The sequence below is a fragment of the Deinococcus sp. AB2017081 genome (genome assembly GCF_034440735.1).
Classification (GTDB): Bacteria; Deinococcota; Deinococci; order Deinococcales; family Deinococcaceae; genus Deinococcus; species Deinococcus rufus.
Genome location: NZ_CP140098.1, coordinates 95,010 through 108,905 on the forward strand (window position 1 = coordinate 95,010; position 13,896 = coordinate 108,905).

General features: G+C 68.4%; 15 protein-coding genes. 10 read left to right on the forward strand and 5 right to left on the reverse strand.

All coding sequences use genetic code 11. The annotated features are described in order from the left end of the window. Positions 1-7: 7 nt before the first annotated feature. From U2P90_RS00490 to U2P90_RS00535, 10 genes are all read left to right on the forward strand, one after another. The gene (locus U2P90_RS00490) at positions 8-511 is read left to right on the forward strand and encodes a DUF427 domain-containing protein (protein WP_322473316.1); all 504 of its coding nucleotides are present in this window, start codon (positions 8-10) and stop codon (positions 509-511) included. A gap of 171 nt (positions 512-682) precedes the next feature. Next, entirely contained in the window at positions 683-1,090 is a 408-nt protein-coding gene (locus U2P90_RS00495) for a hypothetical protein (protein ID WP_322473317.1), read from the forward strand. Continuing rightward, complete coding sequence (gene pth / locus U2P90_RS00500) at positions 1,091-1,729, forward strand: aminoacyl-tRNA hydrolase (protein ID WP_322473318.1); 639 nt, start codon at positions 1,091-1,093, stop codon at positions 1,727-1,729. A 5-nt stretch (positions 1,730-1,734) separates the two neighbouring features. Continuing rightward, positions 1,735-2,790, forward strand: coding sequence for a M42 family metallopeptidase (locus U2P90_RS00505; RefSeq protein WP_322473319.1), 1,056 nt, complete (start codon positions 1,735-1,737; stop codon positions 2,788-2,790). Positions 2,791-2,847: 57 nt separating this feature from the next. Further along, positions 2,848-3,408 (forward strand): DUF4126 domain-containing protein, encoded by a 561-nt coding sequence (locus U2P90_RS00510; RefSeq protein WP_322473320.1) that lies wholly within the window; start codon positions 2,848-2,850, stop codon positions 3,406-3,408. Positions 3,409-3,706: 298 nt separating this feature from the next. Continuing rightward, positions 3,707-4,078, forward strand: coding sequence for a P-II family nitrogen regulator (locus U2P90_RS00515; RefSeq protein WP_322473321.1), 372 nt, complete (start codon positions 3,707-3,709; stop codon positions 4,076-4,078). A gap of 23 nt (positions 4,079-4,101) precedes the next feature. After that, positions 4,102-5,421 (forward strand): ammonium transporter, encoded by a 1,320-nt coding sequence (locus U2P90_RS00520; protein ID WP_322473322.1) that lies wholly within the window; start codon positions 4,102-4,104, stop codon positions 5,419-5,421. Between the two features lie 227 nt (positions 5,422-5,648). After that, complete coding sequence (locus tag U2P90_RS00525; RefSeq protein WP_322473323.1) at positions 5,649-6,029, forward strand: P-II family nitrogen regulator; 381 nt, start codon at positions 5,649-5,651, stop codon at positions 6,027-6,029. After that, the gene (locus U2P90_RS00530) at positions 6,026-7,339 is read left to right on the forward strand and encodes an ammonium transporter (RefSeq protein WP_322473324.1); all 1,314 of its coding nucleotides are present in this window, start codon (positions 6,026-6,028) and stop codon (positions 7,337-7,339) included. Before U2P90_RS00525 ends, U2P90_RS00530 begins: the two co-directional genes overlap by 4 nt. Before the next feature lie 110 nt (positions 7,340-7,449). Continuing rightward, entirely contained in the window at positions 7,450-7,923 is a 474-nt protein-coding gene (locus U2P90_RS00535) for a GNAT family N-acetyltransferase (RefSeq protein ID WP_322473325.1), read from the forward strand. 7 nt (positions 7,924-7,930) lie between these two features. Here the strand turns inward: U2P90_RS00535 and U2P90_RS00540 are convergent, their stop codons facing one another. From U2P90_RS00540 to carA, 5 genes are all read right to left on the reverse strand, one after another. Then, a complete protein-coding gene (locus tag U2P90_RS00540) occupies positions 7,931-8,434 on the reverse strand; it encodes a DUF2716 domain-containing protein (RefSeq protein ID WP_295816291.1) in 504 nt (167 codons plus the stop codon). Beyond that, complete coding sequence (locus tag U2P90_RS00545) at positions 8,431-9,468, reverse strand: DNA topoisomerase IB (protein WP_322473326.1); 1,038 nt, start codon at positions 9,466-9,468, stop codon at positions 8,431-8,433. Before U2P90_RS00545 ends, U2P90_RS00540 begins: the two co-directional genes overlap by 4 nt. Before the next feature lie 124 nt (positions 9,469-9,592). Further along, entirely contained in the window at positions 9,593-11,881 is a 2,289-nt protein-coding gene (gene ung / locus U2P90_RS00550) for a uracil-DNA glycosylase (RefSeq protein ID WP_322473327.1), read from the reverse strand. A gap of 73 nt (positions 11,882-11,954) precedes the next feature. After that, the gene (locus U2P90_RS00555; protein ID WP_322473328.1) at positions 11,955-12,479 is read right to left on the reverse strand and encodes a hypothetical protein; all 525 of its coding nucleotides are present in this window, start codon (positions 12,477-12,479) and stop codon (positions 11,955-11,957) included. Positions 12,480-12,545: 66 nt separating this feature from the next. Further along, positions 12,546-13,730 (reverse strand): glutamine-hydrolyzing carbamoyl-phosphate synthase small subunit, encoded by a 1,185-nt coding sequence (gene carA, locus U2P90_RS00560; RefSeq protein ID WP_295816298.1) that lies wholly within the window; start codon positions 13,728-13,730, stop codon positions 12,546-12,548. Positions 13,731-13,896: the final 166 nt, after the last annotated feature.

Consider the following 13,896-nt stretch of genomic DNA (forward strand, 5'->3'; position numbering starts at 1 on the left):
CTGGGCCATGTTCCGTTCCCGACCGACCCCCACCCCGCCCGGCCCCGGCCAGGAGAGCGTGTGGGACTACCCGCGCCCACCCCGGCTGGAGCGCGTCGACAGGCGCATCGAGATCGTGCTGGGCGGCGTGACCGTGGCCGACACGACCGGGGCCTTCCGCGTGCTGGAGACCAGCCACCCGCCCACGTACTACCTGCCGAAAGACGCCTTCGCACCGGGTGTCCTGAGCCCCGCCCCCGGCCACAGCGTGTGCGAGTGGAAGGGGCCGGCGACGTACTGGACGCTGTCAGCCGGCGGGAAAACTGCCGAGGCTGCCGGCTGGAGCTACGAACGCCCGACGCCCGCCTTCCGCGACATGGCCGGGTACGTCGCGGTGTACGCGGGCCGCATGGATGCCTGTTTCGTGGGCGGCGAGCGGGTCACGCCCCAGCCCGGCGGCTTCTACGGCGGCTGGATCACGCCCGAGGTGGTCGGGCCGTTCAAGGGCGATCCGGGCACGATGGGATGGTAGGAGCGGTGGTGCTGCGTGAACCCCTCAGTCCCCTTCGGTGCCAGCTCCCCTGGGGAGGAGTCAAGGAGTGCGTGGGGTTGGGCTTTTTCCTTGCCTCCCCCCCAGGGGAGGTGCCCCGCCGGAGCGGAGGGGTTAGCCCGTGACGCCGCCGGCCCTTGCTACCCTACCCGTATGACTGACGCCGCGATCCGCTCGAAACTCACGGCCCTGGTGCCGGCGCTGCGGCACTTCCACTCGGCGCTGCTGGATTTTGCCAAGGGGGAATACGAGTTCCTGCACGGCCCGGTGGGCGGCCCCTTCGCCCTGTACTCGCTGGTCATGAGTGATCCGGCGTTCCAGTGGCTGCGGCCCCTGTCGGGCATCATGGCGACCCTGGACGAGGTACTGGACGCCAAGGACACGACCCTGACCGACCGCCACGTGGCCGACGTGCGCGGCGCCCTGGGTCTGCTGTTCGCCGACGCCGACACGCGCTTCGCCGACTTCCGCGCCGGGTATGGCCGTGCCCACGAGGACGCCCGCGTGCGCGAGACCGAGGCGGCGTGGCGGACGATCCTGGCCGACCATCTGGAGGCCTAGGTGAAGGTGGTGGTGGGCCTGGGCAATCCGGGCACGCAGTACGCGCAGACCCGGCACAACGTCGGCTGGCTGGTGGTCGACGAGGTGGCCCGCCGCGCCGGGGCCGAGTGGCGCAAGGAGGGCAAAGACGCCCTGCTGACCGAGGTGCGCCTGGGCACGGAAAAGGTCGTGCTGGTCAAGCCGCAGACCTTCATGAACACGTCCGGCAGGGCGGTCGCGCCGCTGGTGACGTTCTACAAGCTGGAGGGCACGGATCTGCTGGCCGTGCAGGACGATCTGGACAGTCCCTTCGGACTCCTGAAGGTGCGCATGGGCGGGCGACACGGCGGGCAGAACGGCGTGCGAGACATCATCCGGCTGCTGGGGCACGACGCTTTCGCGCGGTTGAAGATCGGGATCTCGCGGCCCCCGGCGGGCTGGGAGGTCAGCGACTGGGTGCTGAGCCGCTGGCGGCCCGAGGAAGCCGCCACGCTGGCCGAGCTCGTGCGGCTGGGGGCCGACGCCGTGGGGGTGTGGGCCACGGCCGGACTGGCCGATGTTCAGCTCCAGTTCAACGGCACGGATCTGCGGCCCGCGCCCGCCCCGTCTCCGTCAGCGGAACAGCAAGGCGCCGGCGACGTGCCCACGCCCCTATCCTGACCGGCGTGCCCACAACTGACCTGAGACTGGACGTCCTGATGCACCTCTCCGACCTGCCCGGCGTGCCCGGCCAGGAAGACGGCGTGCGGGACTACGTGCTGCGGGAACTGGACGGACTGGCCGACGAGGTGCGCGTGGACGCGCTGGGCAACGTGATCGCGCGCCGGGCGGCCCGCAAGGCCAAGAAGGGCGAGACGGCCGAACGGGTCATGATCAGCGCCCACATGGACGAGATCGGCTTTCTGGTGCGTTTCATCGACGACCACGGCTTCGTGCGCGTGCAGGCGCTGGGGGGCTTCGACACCCGCAACCTGTTTGCGCGCAACGTGACCATCCACACGCGCGGCGGCTCGATGCCGGGCATCCTGTCGCCGGGCGGACGGCCCGTACACATCGCCACGCCGGAGGAGCGCAAGCAGATTCCTGAGGTGCGGGACTTTGTGATCGACCTGGGCCTGAGCGCCGACGAGGTTCGCCGCCGCGTGCGGGTGGGTGACATGGTCACGCTGGATCAGGCCGCGCGGCAGGTCGGGAATCTGGTGTGCGGCAAGGCCATGGACGACCGCGCCTCGGTGTTCATGCTGCTGGAGGTGCTGCGGCTGCTGCGGGGCCACAAGCTGCGCCACGAGCTGATCGCGGTCTTCTCGGTACAGGAGGAGGTCGGCCTGCGCGGGGCCGGGGTCGCCGCCTACGGCGCGCAGCCGACCATCGGGATCGGGCTGGACGTGACCCTGGCCGTGGACACGCCCGGCACGAAACCAGACGAGGCCGTGACCCGCGTGGGCAGCGGGATCGGCATCAAGGTGTTCGACTCCAGCATGATCTCGACCCGCTGGCTGGTGGACGAGTTCGCGGATCTGGCCGAGCGCCAGGGCATTCCGTCGCAGCTGGAAGTGCTCGCACAGGGCGGTACGGACGGCGCGGCCATCCAGCGCTCGCGCGAGGGCGTGCCCACCGTGACCCTGAGCCTGCCGACCCGCTACATCCATACCATCGTGGAATCGGTGCACGTGGACGACCTGCGGGCGGGCGTCGACCTGCTGTGCGCGTACCTGCGCTGACCCCCGGACGGGGTGGGGGCGCAACGCCGCCGGGCCAGGGGTCGTATTGAGGGACGTATGGAACTTCTCTCCGGTCTGCTGTCGTCGCTGGGCCTGTCGGGTGCGGCGGGCCTGAACGCCTATATCCCGCTGCTGCTGGTGGGCCTGCTGTCCCGCGCCGGCGTGATGAATCTGGCCGCGCCGTTCGATCTGCTCATGAATCCGTGGGTGCTGGTCGGCATCGGGGTGCTGGGTGCCCTGGACTTCGTGGGCGACAAGATTCCCGGCGTGGATCACGCGCTGCACCTGCTGGGCGGCGTGGTGAACACGGCGGCGGGCGCAGTGCTCTTTGCCGCCCAGACCGGCGTGGCCGACGTGCCCCCGGCGCTCAGCATGGCGCTGGGCGTGATCGTGGCGGGCGGCGTCCATGCCACCCGCACGGCGGTGCGGCCGGTGGCGACCGCCACGACCGGCGGCCTGGGCAACCCGGTGGTCAGCGCCGCCGAGGACGGGACGAGTCTGCTGCTCAGCGTGCTGGCCGTGTTCGCACCGATCCTCGCGGTGGCGGTGCTGGCGGCCGTGGCGGTCGGGGGCTACCGCCTGTGGTCGCGCCGGGGCGGCCGCCGCCCGGCCCTGTAGGCAGCACTCCGCAGGACAGGGGCCACACGGCGGTCAGTCGGCCGACAGAAGCGGGAGCGGAGCCACGGTGCACCGCTCCCGCTTCCGTCCCCGCGCCGGTATCCATCCGCCACACCACCTGTGGCACGACGACCACTTTTTCTGCAACGGATCGCATCAGAGGCTCAAGATTCTGCAATCTGTTCTGGCCAATCTAGCCAGATGGTCATCAGAATTTTGACATCGCGTTCATCTGCCCCTAAGCTCGGAGTATGCAGGGATGCGACCACTGCAAATTGAGCGCAACGAAGGAGACGCCATGAAACTCGTCACGGCAGTCATCAGGCCCGAACGTGTGCAGCACGTCAAGGAAGCACTCTTCCAGGCCGGGATCAGCGGAATCACCCTGTCGCGGGTCAGCGGCCACGGCGGGGAACAGGAAGTCGTCGAGCACTACCGGGGTACCCGCGTCATGGTCGAGTTCCATGACAAGGTCGAGGTGCGCATGGCCGTCAGCGAGCCCTTCGTGCAGGCCGCCATCGACGCGATCGTGCGCGGGGCCCGCACCGGCGAGGTCGGCGACGGCAAGATCTTCGTCCAGCCGCTGGAACGGGTCATCCGGATCCGCACCGGCGAACAGGACGCCGCCGCCCTGACCCCCGTCACCGAGAAGAAACTCACGCCCGCCTGAGGGCACAAAGGAGCAGTGACCTGATGACCTCCCTGATGTCCCGTGCCCGTCCCCTCCTTCCCCTGGCCCTCATGCTCGGCGGCGCGGCGTTCGCGCAGACCGAGGCGCCCACGCTTGACACCGGCGACACCGCGTGGATGATCGTCGCGTCCGCGCTGGTGCTGCTCATGACGCCAGGGCTGGCCTTCTTCTACGGCGGCCTGAGCCGTACCCAGAGCGTCCTGAACACCATGATGATGAGCGTCGTGTCGATCGGCCTGGTCGGCGTGCTGTGGATGCTCGGCGGCTACTCGATCGCGTTCAGCAGCGGTGGAAACCCCTTCTTCGGCGGCCTCGCCAACGCCGGCTTCAACGGCCTGAGCGGACAGCTCAGCGGCACCATCCCCAGCTACGTGTTCGCGGCCTTCCAGGCGATGTTCGCGATCATCGCGCTGGCCCTGATCAGCGGCGCGGTCATCGAGCGCATGCGCTTCGGGGCCTTCGTGCTGTTCGGTGGACTGTGGAGCCTGCTGATCTACGCCCCGCTGGCCCACTGGGTCTGGAACGCGGACGGCTGGCTGTTCAAGCTGGGAGCGCTGGACTTTGCGGGCGGCACCGTGATCCATATCGCCGCCGGGGTATCGGGCCTGGTCGCCGCGAGTGTCCTGGGGGCACGGATCGGCTTCCCCAAGACCGCGCACATCCCCCACAACGTGCCCTTCGTGCTGCTGGGTGCGGGCCTGCTGTGGTTCGGCTGGATGGGCTTCAATGCCGGCAGTGCCCTGGCTGCCAACCAGACCGCCGCGCTGGCGTTCATGACCACCCTGGTCGCCCCCGCCGCCGCCATGCTCACGTGGCTGGGCCTGGAGAGCCTGCGCACCGGCAAGCCTACCGCCGTCGGCGCGGCCACCGGTCTGGTCGTCGGTCTGGTCGCCATCACGCCCGCCTGCGCCTTCGTCACGCCGCTGGCCTCCGTGCTGGTCGGCGCGCTGGGTGCGGCCGCGAGCTTCGCCGCCGTGCAGTTCAAGTCCCGCATGAAGGCCGACGACTCGCTGGACGTCTTCGCTTGCCACGGCGTGGCCGGCATCGTGGGGGCCCTGCTGACCGGCGCCCTGGCCTTCACCACCGGCAGTGGCAAGCCCTGGGGCGAGCAGATGCTCATCCAGCTGGCCGGTGTGCTCGCGAGCGTCGCCTTCACGGGCCTGGGCACGTTCATCCTGCTCAAGCTGGTGGGGCTGGTCATGCCGCTGCGCGTCCCGGCCAACCAGGAAATCGTGGGCATCGACGTCAGCGCCCACAGCGAGCAGGGCTACTCCGACAGCGAGACCGGCCTCGGCGCCCCCGTCTTCGTCGGCGGCGATTGAGGCTGCGCCTGCATCCGGCCTGGCCCTGCATCACCTGAACTCCAGAACCTCCACGTCCACCTGCCCCCGACCGCATCCCCGGGGGCAGGATGTTCGTCTGTCGGGCACACGACATACGGCGTGTTCTTCTCCATCTGCACCGCTCAGACCGTCATGACTGTGCAGGTTGTCTGGCAGATTCTGGACAAATCTCCAGTTTGGCCTTGACAGTTCGTTAAGGTACGGTCATGAAACTCATCACAGCAGTGATTCGGCCGGAACGGATCCAGCAGGTGAAAGAAGCGCTGTTCCGCGCTGGGATCAGCGGGATCACCCTGTCGCGGGTCAGCGGCCACGGCGGGGAACAGGAAGTCGTCGAGCACTACCGGGGTACCCGCGTCATGGTCGAGTTCCATGACAAGATCGAGGTGCGCATGGCCGTCAGCGAGCCCTTCGTGCAGGCCGCCATCGACGCGATCGTGCGCGGGGCCCGCACCGGCGAGGTCGGCGACGGCAAGATCTTCGTCCAGCCGCTGGAACGGGTCATCCGGATCCGCACCGGCGAACAGGACACCGCTGCCCTGACCCCCGTCACCGAGACCAGACTCAGCCCGGACGGCACGCCATGAGCCGCGTGCTGATCGCGCTGCTGACGAGCAGCACCGCCGTGGCCCAGGGCACCGCCCCCGAGGTCAACGGGGCCGACACGGCCTTCGTGCTGCTGTGCGCCGCCCTGGTGCTGCTGATGACACCGGGCCTCGCCCTGTTCTACGGCGGTCTGGTGCGGGCCGGATCCGTGCTGAACACCATGATGATGAGCGTGGCGGCCATGGGAGTGGCCTCGATCGCGTGGGTCGCCATCGGGTACAGCCTCGCGTTCGGGCCGGGGGGCAACGCCGTGATCGGCGGGCTGTCGCAGCTGGGCCTGGGGAACATGGCCGGCACCGTCACCGGCAGCATTCCCACGCCACTGTTCGCCATCTTCCAGATCCTGTTCGCGGTCATCACCCTGGCCGTGGTGAGCGGCAGCGTGGTCGAGCGGATGCGCTTCCCGGCCTTCCTGCTGTTCGGGGGGCTGTGGGTGCTGGTCGTGTACGCGCCGCTGGCCCACTGGGTCTGGAGTCCGGACGGCTGGCTGTTCAAGCTGGGTCTGCTGGACTTCGCGGGCGGCACGGTCGTCGAGGTCGCCAGCGGCGTCAGCGGTCTGGTCGCGGCCGTGGTGCTCGGGCCACGCCTGGGCTACCCGCGCTTTGCCAGCATTCCGCACAACGTGCCCTTCGTGCTGCTGGGCACCGGCCTGCTGTGGTTCGGGTGGCTGGGCTTCAACGCCGGCAGCGCCCTGGCCGCCAACCAGACCGCCGCCTACGCCCTGCTGAACACCAACACCGCCGCCGCCGCCGCGCTGATCACGTGGATGCTGTGGGACAGCCGCCGGGGAGGTCGCCCCACCGCCGTCGGGGCCGCGACCGGCGCGGTCGTCGGTCTGGTCGCCATCACGCCCGCGTGCGGCTTCGTCACGCCACTGGCTGCCATCGTGATCGGCATGGTCGCCAGCAGCGTCAGCTACGTGCTGGTCGCCAACAAGCACCGCCTGCTGCCCGACGACGCGCTGGACGTCTTCGCGTGCCACGGCACGGCGGGCGTGATCGGCACGCTGCTCACCGGGGTGCTCGCCAGCCCCGCCATCAACCCCGCCGGCACCGGTCTGCTCGCCGGGAACGCCGGTCAGCTCGGCACGCAGCTCATCGGCGTACTGGCCGCCGCCGCCCTGGCCGGCGTGGGCACCTTCGCCCTGCTCAAACTCACGGCGCTGATCACGCCCCTGCGCATGACCGAGCGCCAGGAGACCCAGGGCATCGACCTGACCGCCCACCAGGAAGAGGGCTATCAGGAGGCCGAGAGCCCCCTGGCCGCGCCTGTCTTCGTCGGCGGCGACTGAACGCAAGACAACCAGCGAGGCCCGGTCGCTCCCTGCGCTGACCGGGCCTCGTGCTGTGCTGCGCCACAGTGCGTATCGACCCGCCAGACCGGCATACCTACACTGACCACATGCTCGAACTCCGCCCCATGAACGCTGCCGCCTTCGAGCGCTTCGTCGCGCACTCTGCCCCGCAGTACGCCGCCGAGAAGGTCGCCAGCGGCGAGTGGACACCCGAGGAGGCCCCGGAGCGCGGCGAACGCGAATTCCGGCAACTGCTGCCCCAGGGGCCGGATACACCCGACAACGTCCTGTACCACCTGCACGATCCGCAGGAGGGGGCCGACGTGGGCGTGCTGTGGTACGCCCTCCAGCAGCGGGCCGGAACCGTCTGCGCCTTCGTGTACGAGATCGAGGTCTACGAACCCTACCGGCGGCGCGGGTACGCCACCCAGGCCTTCACCCTGCTGGAGCACGACGCCGCCGCGCACGGAGCCACGAACATCCAGCTGCACGTGTTCGGCCACAACACGGGCGCACGGGCACTCTACGAAGGCCTGGGCTTCCAGACGACGAACGTGATCATGCGCAAGGAGCTGGGCTAAACGGTATTCAGGACGTCGTGCCCCAACCATCTCTGCGGATGATGTGACGAAAAAGTTTGGGGGGGTTCTTCTCGATGACGTTCAAAAGCGGCTGTCCGAAGATACAAATCGTGAATTCCCAGGGATGTCCGAGCACGCCCCAGTTCAGATCATGGCTGAGCGTGATCCCGTAGTCCCCATTGGGGTACAGACCCCTGGTGAACTGAAGCTCCTGTGGCGGAGGGGGGAAGGCGTGCGGATCGTAAGTAAAGCACTCGTGATGCCAATCCAGTGAATAGATCTCCTTGCCCGGAGGAGAGCAGCTCTTCAGTGCCTCCCACATCACTTCATAGAACTCTTCTTCCTCTTCGGGCACCGACGGACTGGACAGCTTAAACGTCACCGAGGGCGTAGGCTCCCGAAATCCCGGCCAGTGGCTGAATGCTGTACTGGGATGAAATCCCAGACCGTCGTACACGTAATCCCAGATGTGGGTGTATTCAGGTTCCTCCAGTTTTCGCCAGCCGCTCACGCCCCCTTCTTCCCCCGTACCCGCAACGTCTTCTCGCTCTCCAGCAGGCGTTTCAGCGCCGCCTCGCTGCGGCTCAGGCCGTCGAGGTCGGCCTCTCCCCTGCCCGCCCGGGGTTCGTAGTCGTCGAGCACCTTGCCCTCCAGATAGCGGTCGAAGATGACCGGGCAGATGTAGGAACTGCGCGTGACGGCGGGCGTGTTGCCCAGGTCGGCGGCGACGTACTTCACGCACTCGACCAGCGCCTTCCGGGCCGCGCGTTCGTTCTCGGCGATACCCGTCTCGGCCAGAAATTCGGCGGCCAGGAGGGTTCCGCCCCACGTGCGGAAATCCTTGGCGGTGAAGGGGCCGATGACCTCTTTCAGGTAGGCGTTCAGCTCGCCCGAGCGGACGCGGCGGCGGCTTCCGCCCTCGTCCACAGTCTGGAACAGCCACGGGCCAGGCAGCTCCAGCAGCTTGCCGATGTTGCCTGCCAGCGTGCGGTCGGTCGTGGCCTTGTGCTGCGTGATTCCGTGCTTGCCCTTGAAATGGAAGGTCACAGTGCTGCCCTCGACCTTCACGTGCCGCTGGCGCAGGGTGCTCAGGCCATAGGTCTTGTGCTGCTTCTCGTAGATGTCGCTGCCCACACGGAAGCGGGCTACGTGCAGCAGTCTTGTCATCAGCGCCGCGACCTTGCGGGGCGGCAGCCCGCCAGACCGCAGGTCAGCCCCCGTGACGGTCTTGAGGGTGCCCAGTGCCCCGGCAAAGCGCGTCAGGCGCTGCCATTTCTTCAGGGCACCCGCCTGCACGAAGTCCGGGTGGTAGCGGTACTGGAGCCGTCCGGCGGCGTCGCGTCCGAAGGCCTGGAGTTCCGCGTCGGCGTCGGGCGAGACGTAGACGCCCTCGTAGGCGGGCGGCACGGCCAGCTTGCCGATGCGCTCGATGCCGGTCTTGTCCCTGTACGGCGTGCCGTCGGGCCAGAAATACTTGAACTTCTTCGGGTCGCTGCCCTCGCGGCGCAGGTATTCCTCGGCCAGGATCTCGGTGCGGGAGGTCATACGGTTCGCCTCCGGTTCCAGGGACGGTGGGAAGCGCACCCACCATCCCCTCCACCTGCGCCGAACCGTTCTCCTGCCACTCGCTCCGCTCGCCAGAACGCGGGGCGTTCCGTACAGTTCCTTTTCATTCCTCCGCCTTCATCGGCAACTGCCAGTCAATCGCCCCCCGGCCAGCCTCTTCCAGCGCGGCATTCACCTGACTGAAGGGGCGGGAGCCGAAGAACTTCGCCTCACTGAGCGGGCTGGGGTGGGCCGACTCGATGACCACGTGCTGCGGCCCGGTGATGAGTTTCTTTTTCTTGCGGGCATACGCGCCCCACAGCACGAACACCACCCGTTCGGGTCTGTCGTTCACGGCGCGGATCACGGCGTCGGTGAAGTGCTCCCAGCCCTTGTTCGCGTGGCTGTTCGCCTGCCCCTCGCGCACGGTCAGCACGGCATTCAGAAGCAGGATGCCTTGCTCGGCCCAGGGTTTCAGATAGCCGTGGCGTGGCGGCGTGAAGCCGGGGATGTCGGCCACGAGTTCCTTGTAGATGTTGCGCAGGCTGGGCGGCACCGTCACGCCGGGGCGCACGGAAAAGCTCAGGCCGTGTGCCTGACCGGGGCGGTGGTAGGGATCCTGCCCCAGGATCAGCACCCTTACGTCCTCTAGCGGCGTGAAGCGCAGGGCGTTGAAGACGTCGGCGGCTGGCGGGAAGATGGTCTGCTCGCGGCGTTCCTGCACCAGAAAATCCTTGAGGTCGTGGAAGTACGGCGCGGCGAATTCCGGCTCCAGCGCCCGCTGCCAGCTTTCCGGCAGGCCGGCGGGCAGGATCGCCTTCGGGGGCTCTGGGGTCAGGCCAAAGAGGTCGGGCTGGTCGGACATGGGGGATCTCCTTTTCCCTGCAGGGTGTGCTGCTGAAGTCTGCCGCAGCGGGCGGGCAGAGGTCTCGGGCAAACCCAGAGCTTTTCTTTCGGCCCGCCGGTCGGCCTTCTTGCGGCTGCCGTGTTTCTCGTACAGCCGCCGCGCTTCGGCCTCGAAGGCTGGGGCCGCGCGGGCGGCCGAGATGCGGGCACGGGCCAGCCGTCCGGCCTCCTGCTCGTTCACGATCGGGGGCGGATAGTCCAGGCGACCGGCCCCCGTCCACTCCCACGGCGTGTGGAGGAAGTCGCCCGGCACGTCCGCGAGTTCCGGCAGCCAGCGCCGGATGAACTCTCCCCCGCTGTCCTGCTCGCGGGCCTGCCGGGTGGGCGAGTAGATGCGGACGCGGTTGATGCCGACCGTACTGCTCTGCATCTGCATCTGCGACCAGTGGATGCCGGGTTCGTTATCGAGCCACTCGCGGGCCAGGAACAGACCGGGGTCTCGCCAGTGCAGCCACAGGTGCTGCGTGGCGAAACTGACCAGCAGCGCCCGCATCCGGAAGTTGAGCCAGCCGGTCTCGCGCAGCATCCGCATGCAGGCATCGATCATGGGATACCCCGTCTGGCCGTGTGCCCAGCGGTCGAAGTGCTCCTGATTCCAGTGCGGCTCGCGCAGGCCATCCAGCGCCCGGTTCAGGTTCCGGAACTCCATCTGCGGCTCGGATTCCAGGCGCTGCATGAAATGGCAGTGCCAGTGCAATCTCGACTCGTACGACCGCAGCGAGCGCACCCAGCGCGGATCGGCGTGGGGGTCGCCCTTCACCTCGGCCAGCCGCTGCCGGGTCGCGTGGACGACCTCCCGCAGCGAGATGGTGCCAAACGCCAGCGGCGCACTCAGGCGCGAGCAGCTCTCCTCGGCGGTCACGGGGCTGCTCATCTCACGCATGTAGTTCACGCCGCGCACGGTCAGGAACGAGTCCAGCAGGGCGTGGGCCTCGGCCTGCCCGCCGGGTGGGATTCGCCGGTCGCTGGCCGGCACGCCCAGTTCCGCGTGGCTGCGGACACCGCCGGACTCCGCCCCGACGCCGGACAACCGCTCCGGCACCGGCGTCTGCGGTTCGGCCATGCGTTCCTCCCACGTGGCGGCCCAGCCGTCGCGGTTCGTCATGCGGCGGATCACGCCGTTCTGGGGCAGCTCGGTCAGGGGCAGGCCCCGCGCCCGTGCCCACGCCCGCACGCGGCGATCCCGCGCGTAGCTCACGCCATTGCCCGTCTCCTCGTGCGCCCACACGGCCGCGACGCCGAATTCCTCGCGCAGTTCCTCCAGCGCAGCCACCGCCTCGCCGTGCCGGATGACCAGCGGCGTCCCCAGGGCGCGAAGGCGCAGATTGAGTTCGTTCAGGCAATCGTTCAAATAGCTCAGGTGGTGCCCGGCGAATTCCTCGTGGGTCAGCTGTTCGGGTTCGTAGATGTACACCGGCAGCACCGGCCCCCGCCGCGCCGCATGATGCAGCGGGGCGTGGTCGCGCACGCGCAGGTCTTTCTTGAACCACACCAGCTGGACAGACACGGCCCCGAGTGTGTCGCGGCCCTGCCCTCAGGACGGTGGGAAGTCCCGCCCACTCAAGAAACCGTGAACGCCGTCAGTCCACCTTGACCCGGTAGCTCAGGTTCACGACCTCGTTCCGGGCGACGTTGCGGATCACCCAGCGCACGTTGGTGACCTCGGCCATGGTCGCCGCCGCCTTCTTCAGGACGGTCTTGCCGTTCTCGGTGACGCTGCTGATGCGCTGCGGTGTGGCCGTGAAGTTACGGCCTCCGTCGGTGCTGTACGAGAGCGTGATCCGGGCCGTGCCAGGGCTTGCCATGCCTGTGAAGGACGTGCCGCCGGGCATGGGCATGGTGACCGTGACCTGCGGCAGCGCCGTGGTGCCGACGTTCTGCACACTCACGGCCTCGACCAGCACGTCGCCCCGCACGACCGTCAGGGGGCTGGCGACCAGGGTCTCGGTGCGCCGGCCGTTCACGGTGGCGATCTTCACGAGTTTCTGCACGGCCGTGTACTTCACGTTCTGGGTCACGGCCGGGGCAGGGGCCGGCTGTGCGCTGGCCATCGGCCCGGTCAGCGTGGCGGTCAGGAGCAGGGCCGTCAGCAGGACACGGGTCATGTCCGGAACGTAGCGCAGGGCGGCCCGGCGGGGCAAATCCGCCGGGCCGCCCTGCACTCCGGCAGCTCAGATGCCCAGACGTCCGGCCGCGGCCTTCTGCACCGGGGAGCCGTTGCCACCGTCGAAGGCGTCGATCTCCTCGATGAAGCGGTCGAACAGGTAGCGGCTGTCGTGGGGGCCGGGGCTGGCCTCGGGGTGGTACTGCACGCTGAAGACCGGGTAGCGGCTGTGCGCCATGCCCTCCAGGGTGCCGTCGTTCAGGTTCACGTGCGTGGCGACGAAGGCGTCGTTGGGGATCGAGTCGATGTCCACCGCGTACCCGTGGTTCTGGGACGTGATCTCGACGTTGCCGGTCAGCAGGTTCTTGACCGGCTGGTTGCCGCCCCGGTGCCCGAACTTCATCTTGAAGGTCTTCCCGCCGGCGGCCAGTCCCAGGATCTGGTGACCCAGGCAGATGCCGAAGGTGGGCAGCAGGCCCATCATCTCCCACGCGGTCTTGTGGGCGTATTCCAGCGGGGCCGGGTCGCCGGGGCCGTTCGAGAGGAACAGGCCGTGCGGTTGCAGCGCCATGATCTGCGCCGGGGTGGTGTGCGCCGGCACCACGATAGGTTCGATGCCGACCTCGGCCAGCCGCTCGATGATGGTGTGCTTGATCCCGAAGTCCATGAGCACCACGCGCTTGCCGTGCCGCAGGGTCGGGAAGGCATACGGCAGCGGCGTGGTGACCTCGCGGGTCATGTCGTGCCCGTCGATGTCCTGATGGTCACGGGCACGCACGACGTACACCTGTTCTTCTTCGGGCGTGAATTCGCCGTAGGGATCGGTGGGGTGCGTGTACGAGCGGTGGGCAATCACGCCCTTGACCACGCCCCCCGTGCGCAGGCGGCGCACCAGGGCGCGGGTGTCGATGCCCTGGATGCTCACCACGCCGTACTGCTGCATGAACGCCTCAAGCGACTGCTGGGCACGGTGGTTGGAGTAGTCCCCACTGAACTCGCGGGAGATGAAACCGCGCACATACGGCTTGTTGCTCTCCATGTCGTAGATCGCCACGCCGTAGTTGCCGACGTGCGGGTACGTGATGGTCACGATCTGCCCGTTGTACGAGGGATCGGTCATGATCTCCTGATACCCGGTCATGGACGTGTTGAACACGACCTCGCCGACCGTCTCGCCCCGGTGCCCGAAGGCGTACCCCCGGTAGACCGTGCCGTCTTCCAGCGCCAGGATCGCGCGTTCCTTCCTGATCATGAGACCACCTCCAACCATTGTCGCCTCACGGGACGTCATTCATGGCATGTGCGGGGCCGCCCACTCGGGCGACCTCCCGGCACCCACAATAGCCGACGTGCGGGCCGCACAATGGGAGGTCGTCCGGTCAGGCGAGCCGCCCGGCACAGGCTGCATGGTTATGCGT